This window comes from Streptomyces sp. NPDC091682 (assembly GCF_044756625.1).
In the GTDB taxonomy this organism is placed as follows: Bacteria; Actinomycetota; Actinomycetes; order Streptomycetales; family Streptomycetaceae; genus Streptomyces.
In genome coordinates this window covers 1-9,668 of sequence record NZ_JBIVTH010000056.1, presented here as the reverse complement: position 1 = coordinate 9,668, position 9,668 = coordinate 1, and the positions used below count along the sequence as shown (strand labels likewise).

The following is a 9,668-nucleotide window of genomic DNA, read 5'->3' as shown; positions in this document are numbered from 1 at the left end:
GAGGCTTCGGTGGAGGTCGGGCAGTGGCCCTCGGGCGTTCCCGTGCCGTGGGTGGTCTCCGGCAGCACCCCCGAGGCACTGCGCGCCCAAGCAGCACGACTGCACGAACACGTCGTCGACGGCGACCTGTCGCCGGCCGACGTGGGCTTCTCACTGGCCTCCACGCGAGCCGTACTCGACCACCGTGCGGTGGTGCTCGGCACGGACCGTGACGCACTGCTGGCGGGCCTCGCGGCCATCGCCGCTGGTGAGACGGACGGCGAGCACGGTCCGCGCGCCGCGACCTCCGACGGGCAGACCGCCTTCCTGTTCACCGGCCAGGGCGCGCAGCGCCTCGGCATGGGCCACGAACTCGCCCGACGCTTCCCGGTGTTCGCAGCGGCGCTGGACAAGACCTACGCGCTCCTCGACACCGGACTCGACCGCCCGCTCCGGGAGGTCGTCGCCGGTGAGCAGGACGGAGACCAGGGCGGTGACCAGGGCGGTGGCCAGCAGCTGCTGGACCAGACCGCGTACACCCAGGCCGCGCTGTTCGCGGTCGAGGTGGCGCTGTTCCGCCTCGTCGAGTCGTTCGGTCTGCGGCCGGACTTCCTGGCCGGCCACTCGGTGGGCGAGATCGCCGCCGCGCACGTCTCGGGGATCCTGTCCCTGGAGGACGCGTGCCGGCTGGTCGCCGCGCGGGGCCGGCTGATGCAGGCCCTGCCCGCCGGCGGAGTGATGGTGGCCGTGCGGGCCACCGAGGCGGACGTACTTCCCCTGCTGGACGGCCGCGAGGACCGGGTCGGCATCGCTGCCGTCAACGGGCCGCGGTCCGTGGTGATCTCCGGGGAGCAGGCCGCGGTCGCCGCCGTGGTCGCCGAGCTGGAGGACGCGGGGTTCGCCGCGAAGCAGCTGAACGTTTCGCACGCGTTCCACTCGCCGCTGATGGACCCGATGCTCGACGAGTTCCGCCACGTGGTTCAGGAGCTCGAATTCGGTGAGCCGCGCATCGCCGTGGTGTCCAACGTGACCGGACAGGTCGCGGACGCGGGAGAGCTGTCGGACCCGGAGTACTGGGTGCGGCACGTCCGTCAGGCGGTGCGCTTCGCCGACGGCATCCGCACGTTGGAAGCCGCGGGCGTCACGACCTTCGTCGAGCTGGGCCCCGACGGGGTGCTCTCCGCGATGGCCCAGGCCTCCCTGGCGGACACCGCGCTCCTGGTCCCGGTCCTGCGCAAGGACCGCGACGAGGCGAGCACCCTGCTGACCGCGCTGGCCCGGGCCTTCGAAGCCGGCACCGACGTGAACTGGCCGACGCTGTACGCCGGTTCGGGTGCACGTCGCGTCGACCTGCCGACGTACGCCTTCCAGCGCGAGCGCTACTGGCTCGACGCGGTGGCCGCGGCGGGCGACGCGTCGACCCTCGGGCAGGTCGCCACCGCGCACCCGTTCTTGGGTGCAGCGGTCGAACTACCCAACTCCGAGGCCTACTTGCTCACCGGCCGGGTCGGTCTCGACACCCAGCCCTGGCTGGCCGACCACGCCGTCGCGGGCGCGGTCCTGCTGCCCGGTACGGCCTTCGTCGACATGGCGATCCGGGCCGGCACGTACACCGGCCACGGCTTCCTGGAGGAACTCACCCTCCAGGCGCCGCTGGTCCTCACCGAGCGCGGCGGGGCCCAGATACGGGTCAGCGTCGGCGACCCGGACGAGACCGGCCGGCTGCCCCTCTCCGTCTACTCGCGAACCGAGGACCTGGCCGGCGAGCGGCCGTGGCTGCTGCACGCCACCGGCACCCTCACCGACGCGCCGCCCACGCAGTCCGTCGGGTTCGGCGTGTGGCCGCCCAAGGGCGCCACGGCCGTCGGACTGGACGACCTCTACGCCGGACTCGCCGCCGACGGGCTCCAGTACGGCACCGTGTTCCAGGGCCTCAAGGCCGCCTGGCGACGCGGCTCCGAGGTGTTCGCCGAGGTGGCGCTCCCCGAGGAGGCGCACGGCGCCGCCGCCGCGTTCGGCCTGCACCCGGCACTCCTCGACGCCGCCCTGCACGCCACCGAGCTGCTCGACAACTCCCCGCGCGACACGAAGGGCGCCTCGCTGCCCTTCGCCTGGTCCGGCGTATCGCTGCTCACCCCCGGCGTCACCTCGCTGCGGGTCCGCGTCACCTCGTCGGCCCCCGACGAATCGTCCCTGACGATCACCGACAGCGCGGGCCTGCCCGTGATGACGGTCGCTTCCATGGCGGCCAGGCCGGTGTCGGTCGAGCAGATCGAGGCCGCACGCGGAGGCGGGACACGGCCGCCGTACCGTCTGGAGTGGACCGAGCACCCCCTCGACACCGCCCCCGCCGCGGGGCGTTGGGTCGTGGTCGGCACACAGGCGCAGGACTGGGCCTCGGCGCCGGCCGTCACGACGGCCACCGACCTGGGTGCGGTGACGGCCGCCGATGTGGTGCTGCTGCCCGCCGGTTCGGCCGCGAGCGGATTCCAGGCCGTACGGGCCGAAACCGGCCGGGTCCTGGAAGCGCTCCAGACCTGGCTGGCCGAGGAGCGGTTCGAGTCCGCGACGTTGGCCGTCGTGACCACCCGCGCGGTGTCCGCCGGCGGCTCGGGCACCGCCGACCTGGCCGGCGCCTCCGTCCGGGGCCTGGTGCGTTCGGCGCAGTTGGAGAACCCCGGCCGGATCGTCCTGGTCGACCTCGACGGATCCGAGCTGTCGCTGCGGGCGCTGCCCGCCGCACTGGCGACGGGCGAGCCCGAGCTGGCACTGCGCGAAGGCGCGTTCCTCGTCCCCCGGCTCGCCGCGACGGCCGCCGCCGACCCGGTGGAGTTCGACACGGACGGAACGGTCCTGATCACCGGCGGTACGGGCGGACTGGGCAGCCTGGTGGCCCGGCACCTCGTCGCCGCGCACGGCGTACAGCACCTGCTGCTCGTCAGCCGTCGCGGTGAAGACGCCCCCGGCGTCGATGAGCTCCGCGAGGAGCTCGCCGACTCGGGTGCCAAGATCATCACCGTCGCGGCGTGCGACACCGGAGACCGCGACGCCCTCGCCGCGCTCCTGAAGGCAGTCCCGGCCGAACATCCGCTCACCGGCGTCGTGCACACCGCCGGAGTGGTGGACGACGGAACGATCCCGGCTCTCACCGCCGGACGGCTGGACACCGTACTGCGGCCCAAGGCGGACGCGGCCTGGCACCTGCACGAGCTGACCGCCGACCTGGACCTGAGCGCCTTCGTCCTGTTCTCCTCGGTCGCGGGCACCCTGGACGGCGCCGGGCAGGGCAACTACGCCGCCGCCAACTCCTTCCTCGACGCCCTCGCACGACAGCGCAGAGAAGCTGGCCTGGCCGGGCTCTCGCTGGCCTGGGGCCTGTGGGACAGCGGCACGGGCATGGGCAGCCGCCTTACCCGCACCGACGTCAAGCGCCTCAACTCCGGCGGCCTCGTGGGGCTTTCCGCCGAGGACAGCCTGGCTCTGCTCGACGCCGCGCTGGGCTCGGACGAACCGTTCCTGGTACCGGTCCGGCTGGACCCGGCAGCACTGCGGGCCCGCCCCGACGGCGTCCCCGCCCTGTTGCGCGGCCTGGTCGCCGCGCCCGCCGCCCGGGCACCCCGGGCCGTGCAGGCCACGGCCGATCCGCTCGCCGGAGAGACGCTGGAGGAGCAGTTGGCCGGACTCTCCCAGGACGAACAGCTGCGTCTGCTGCAGAGCCTGATCTGCGCCCATGTCGCCGCCGTACTCGGCCACTCCTCCGCGGCCCTGGTGGATCCGGCCCGCTCGTTCCAGGAAGTGGGCTTCGACTCGCTCACCGCCATCGAGCTCCGCAACCGGCTCAACAAGGCGACGGGCCAGCGGCTGCCGGCGACGCTCATCTTCGACTACCCGAGCCCCGTGGCCCTCTCGAAGCACCTCCTGGAGGAACTGCTCCCGGACAATGCCGCGGCCCCGACGGAGGTCCCCGACGAGGAGGCCTTCCGCAGGACGCTCGGCGCCATTCCGCTCGACCGCATCCGCGAGGCCGGGCTGTTGGACGCCCTGCTCGCGCTGGTCGGCACGGACGAGGCGGTCGCCGCCGGGCCGCAGGAGGACCGGAGCGACACGATCATGGCGATGGACATCGAGGCCCTCATGGCCGAGGCCGCCAAGCGCAGCGACTCCGAGTGACCACTGAGGAATCCGGTGACCGAGGAATCCGAACGGCCGGGGAACGCGATGACTGGGGAATCCGAGTGACCGAGGAAGGCGAAAAGTAACCGTGGGTACTTCTGTCGAGCAGATCGCAGAGGCGTTGCGCACGTCTCTCCTGGAGAACGAACGGTTGCGCCAGCGCCACGACCAGGCCGTCGCCGCCGCCAACGAGCCGATCGCCATCGTCGGCATGAGCTGCCGTTTTCCCGGCGGTGTGGAGAACCCCGAGGACTTGTGGAACCTGGTCGCGCAGGGCCGGGACGCCATCACCGGCTTCCCGGACGACCGCGGCTGGGACCTCGCCGGAATCTTCGACGAGGACGCGTCGCGCTCCGGCAAGACCTACGCCAAGGAGGGCGGGTTCCTGCACGAAGCACCGCTGTTCGACGCGTCCTTCTTCAGCATGAGCCCGCACGAGGCGTCCGCCACCGACCCCCAGCAGCGGGCCGTCCTGGAGGCGTCGTGGGAGGCGTTCGAGGACGCCGGAATCGATCTGCGCACCCTGCGCGGCAGTCTCACCTCCGCGTTCGTCGGAGTGATGGCCGCGGACTACCACGCCAAGCCGGGCACGGTTGCCGAGGGCGCCGAGGGCTTCCTCGTCGTCGGCATCGACAGCAGCGTGGTCTCGGGCCGCGTCTCGTACTCCCTCGGGCTCGAGGGTCAGGCGGTGTCGATCGACACCGCCTGCTCGTCCTCCCTGGTGGCGCTGCACCTGGCGAGCCAGTCGCTGCGCCAGGGCACTTCCACGCTCGCCCTGGCCGGCGGCGTGACCGTGATGTCGACACCGCGCACCTTCGTGGAGTTCAGCAGACAGCGCGGCCTCGCCCCGGACGGCCGCTGCAAGTCCTTCGCGGAGTCCGCAGACGGCACCGGCTGGGCCGAGGGCGTCGGCATGCTCGTACTGGAGCGGCTCTCCGACGCGCGCAGGAACGGCCACCGCGTCCTTGCCGTCGTACGTGGCTCCGCCCTCAACCAGGACGGCGCGAGCAACGGCCTGACCGCGCCCAACGGTCCCGCCCAGCAGCGCGTCATCCGGGCGGCCCTGGCCAACGCCAGGCTGTCCGCCGCCGAGGTCGACGCGGTGGAGGCGCACGGCACCGGCACCCGGCTCGGCGACCCCATCGAGGCGCAGGCGCTCCTGGCGACGTACGGCCAGGAGCGCCCCGCAGGCCGCCCGCTGCGGCTGGGCTCCATCAAGTCCAACATGGGCCACACCCAGGCCGCCGCCGGAGCCGCGGGCATCATCAAAATGGTGCAGGCCATGCGGCACGGCGTACTGCCCAGGACCCTGCACGTGGACGCACCGAGCTCCCAGGTGGACTGGGCGGCGGGTGAGGTCGAGCTGCTCACCGAGGCGCTGCCCTGGGACACGGTCGACGGAGCGCCGCGCCGCGCGGGCATCTCGTCCTTCGGCATCAGCGGTACCAACGCCCACGTCATCATCGAGGAGGCGCCGCCCACCGAACCGGTGGCGGACGCCCCCGCGGAGCCGACCGGCACCGCCCTGCCCCACCTCCTGTCGGCCGCGAGCGAACCCGCGCTGCGCGCCCAGGCACAGCGCCTCCTGCGCCGCATCGAGGGCGACGCGCCGCCGCGCCCGCTGGACGTGGCGTACTCGCTGGCGACCTCGCGCACCCACCTGGAGCACCGCGCGGCACTGACCGCGTCCGACCGGGAGGGCACACTGGCTGCGCTGCGTGCGCTCGCCGCCGGTGAACCCGCCGCCGCTCTGGTGCGCGGCGCGGCAACGGGCGAACCCCGTACGGTGCTCGTTCTCCCGGGAGACGCAACACACTGGCACGACACCGCAGTCGCATGGCTGGACACCTCACCGGCCTTCACGGAGACCTTCCGTGAGAGCGCCGCCGCGCTGGGCGCCCACACGGGCTGGGACCTGCTCGCCGTGGTCCGCAATGAGCCGGGCGCCCCGGCACCGGAGCGCCCGGACGTGGCGCGGGCCGGCCTGTTCGCGGTGCTGGTCTCGCTCGCGGCCCTGTGGCGCGCGTACGGAGTGAGGCCCGCCGCCGTACTCGGGCAGGGCAGCGGCGAGATCGCCGCGGCCCAGGTCGCCGGGGCGCTGTCCCTGACCGACGCGGCCCGCGTCGCAGCCGGCACTCCCACGGGCGTCGACCCCCGACCGACCCGGATCCCCCTCTACTCGGCGGCGACCGGCGCGGCCCTGGACGGCTCGGCACTCGACGCCGCGTACTGGACCGCGGACCCGGACGGCGCCAGGGACGACGAAGACACGGACGCGGTGGCCCGCGCCCTCCTGGAGACCGGCCACACGGTCTTCCTCACGGCCGGCGCCCACCCGGCGCTCTCGGATAGCATCCGCAACGCCGCACCCGAGGCGGGCGCGGGCGCACCCGCCGTGGTCATCGACGGCCCCGGAGCGCACGACAACGGCCCCGGGGCGCTCGCCGGAGCGCTCGGCGAGGCCCATGTGCACGGCGTCCCGGTGGACTGGGCGGCCTTCTTCGAGGGCCGGGGCGCCCATCGCGTCGATCTGCCCACGTACGCCTTCCAGCACAAGCGGCACTGGCCCGAAGCCCTCCTGGAGACGGGCAACGCCGCCTCGCTGGGCCTGAGTGCCGCGGACCACCCCCTGCTCGGTGCGGCGATCGCCCTGGCCCACGCCGACGAAGCGGTGCTCACCGGCCGCGTCGGTCTCGACACCCAGCCCTGGCTGGCCGACCACGCGGCCGGCGGCACGGTCCTGCTGCCCGGCACCGCGTTCGTCGAGATGGCCATACGAGCGGGCGACCAGGTCGGCTGCGGCCGGCTCGACGATCTGACGCTGACCGCGCCGCTGGTGCTCCCCGAGCACGGTGGCGTCCAGGTCCAGGTGTCGGTCGGCGCACCCGGTGACGACGGCAGGCGCCCGGTCCACGTGTACGCGCGCCCGGACGACCGGAGCGCGGACGGCGGCCCGGACGCGCCCTGGACCGTGCACGCCGCGGGCAGCCTCGTACCCGAGCAGCACGCGGCCGCGTTCGACCTGACGGCGTGGCCGCCGAAGGGCGCCGCCGCCGTCGACGTGTCCGGCGAGTACGCACGGATGGCTCGCGAGGGCTACGGCTACGGGCCCGTCTTCCAGGGCCTGCGCGCCGCGTGGAAGCGCGGCGACGACGTCTTCGCCGAGATCGCGCTGCCCGAGGACGCGCAGGACCAGGCGGGCCGCTTCGGCCTGCACCCCGCGCTCCTCGACGCGGCCCTGCACGCCGCCGGACTCGGCGACCGCGCCGCGTCGGACCCGGGGGAGGGGAGCATCCGGCTGCCCTTCGCCTGGAGCGGGGTGTCCCTGTACGCGACGGGCGCCACCGCACTGCGGGTGCGCCTCGCTCCCGACGGCCAGGAAGCCGTGTCGCTGGAGATCGCCGACGCCACCGGCGCTCCCGTCGCGTCCGTGGAGTCCCTGGCACTGCGCACCATCACCGCCGAACAACTCGCCGCCGCCTCGACCGCGACCCACGACGCCCTGTTCCGGCTGGACTGGATTCCGGCCGTGAACGGCGGACCGGTCCGGGACACCGGCCGCTGGGCCGTACTCGGCGACGACACCGACGGCCTCGTCGAGGCGCTGCGCGCGGCGGGCGGACGGGCCGAACACCATGCGGACCTGGCCGCGCTGGCCGCCGCGGCGGGCACGCCCGCGGACGTGGTGGTGCTCGCCGCGGGCACCACCGGCACCCGTCCCGCGGCCACCACGGACACCCACCCCGACGCCGTGCGCGGTGAAGTGCTGCGGGTCCTCCAGTTCCTGCAAGCCTGGTTGTCGGACGAGCGGTTCGCCTCGGCGACCCTGGCCGTCGTCACCAGGCAGGGGGACCTGGCGGGCGCCGCCGTGACCGGCCTGGTGCGCTCGGCGCAGGAGGAGGATCCGGGCAGGATCGTCCTGGTCCACGTGGACCCCCTTCCCGACCAACTGCCCTCGGTTCGCGCCGCCGTTGCCTCCGGCGAGCCCGAGACGTCCGTCCGCGCCGGCGCCGTCCTCGTACCGCGCTTGGCCCGCGTCCCCCAACTCCCCGCCCAGACCTCGGACTCGGCGCCGGTCTGGGACGCGGAAGGCACCGTCCTGATCACGGGTGCGACCGGCGGCCTGGGCGCGCTCTTCGCCCGCCACCTCGTCGCCGCACACGGCGTACGGCACCTGCTGCTCGTCAGCCGGCGGGGGGAGAACGCCCCGGGGGCCGCCGAGCTCCGCGCGGAACTGGCCGAGGCGGGTGCCGACAGCGTCACCTTCGCCGCCTGCGACGTCACCGACCGGGCCGCGCTGGCGAAACTGCTGGAGGCCGTCCCCGCGGCGCACGCGCTGACCGGCGTCGTGCACGCGGCCGGTGTCCTCGACGACGGCACGATCCCCGCCCTCACCCCGGACCGCCTCGACACCGTCCTGCGGCCCAAGATCGACGCGGCCTGGCACCTGCACGAGCTGACCCGCGAACTGAACCTGAGCGCCTTCGTCCTGTTCTCCTCCGTGGCGGGCACCCTGGACGGTGCAGGACAGGGCAACTACGCCGCGGCCAACGCCTACTTGGACGCCCTGGCGGCAGACCGTCGTTCCCAGGGCCTCGCCGGGGTCTCGCTGGCCTGGGGCCTGTGGGACGGCAGTACGGGCATGGGCAGCCGCCTCACCCGGACCGACCTCGACCGGATGGCCGAGGCGGGCGTCCTCGCCCTCTCACCCGACGAAGGCACCGGGCTCTTCGACGCCGCGCTGGCCGCCGACGAAGCCGTACTGCTCCCCGCGCGCTGGGACTTCGCCGCCCTGCAGCGCGCCTCCGGACAGCCCGCGGCCATGCTGCGCGGCCTGGTCCACACCCCGGCACGCCGCTCGGCGGCCGGCGGCCCGGCCGCGGGTACCGGCACGCTCCAGGAGCGGTTGACGCGGATGCCGGACGAGGAGCGCGACGCACACCTGCTCGACCTGGTACGCACCCAGGTCGCGGGCGTTCTCGGCCACGACGCCAAGGACTCCGTGGAGCCGCAACGCGCGTTCAAGGAACTGGGCTTCGACTCGCTCTCCGCGGTCGGGCTGCGCAATCGGCTCCAGAAGGAGACCGGACTGCGGCTGCCCGCGACCCTCGTCTTCGACTACCCCGCGTCCGACGTCCTCGCCCGGTTCCTGAAGACCGAACTCGTCGGGGACGAGGAGAGCACCGTCGAGGCCTCCGCCGCCGGGGTCGGCCCGGCCGCGGCCCTCTCGTACGACGAACCGATCGCGATCGTGGGCATGAGCTGCCGGTTCCCCGGCGACGTGCAGTCGCCGGAGAACCTGTGGGACCTGCTCGTCGCCGGCCGCGACGGCATCACCGATTTCCCCACCGACCGCGGCTGGGACACCGAAGGGCTCTACGATCCTGAGCCCGGCAAGATCGGCAAGACCCTCACCAGGTCGGGCGGCTTCCTGCACGACGCGGCCGACTTCGATGCCGAGTTCTTCGGCATCAGCCCGCGCGAGGCGCTGGCCACCGACCCGCAGCAGCGACTGC

General features: G+C 74.0%; 1 protein-coding gene and 1 pseudogene. Both read left to right on the top strand.

Annotated features, from left to right (window positions below):
- Positions 1 to 4,149: SDR family NAD(P)-dependent oxidoreductase (locus ACIQK6_RS42830; RefSeq protein WP_402697801.1), on the top strand; the 4,149-nt coding region annotated here is incomplete at its 5' end.
- A 106-nt stretch (positions 4,150 to 4,255) separates the two neighbouring features.
- Positions 4,256 to 9,668 (top strand): annotated as a pseudogene (locus tag ACIQK6_RS42825) (SDR family NAD(P)-dependent oxidoreductase); the annotation flags it as partial.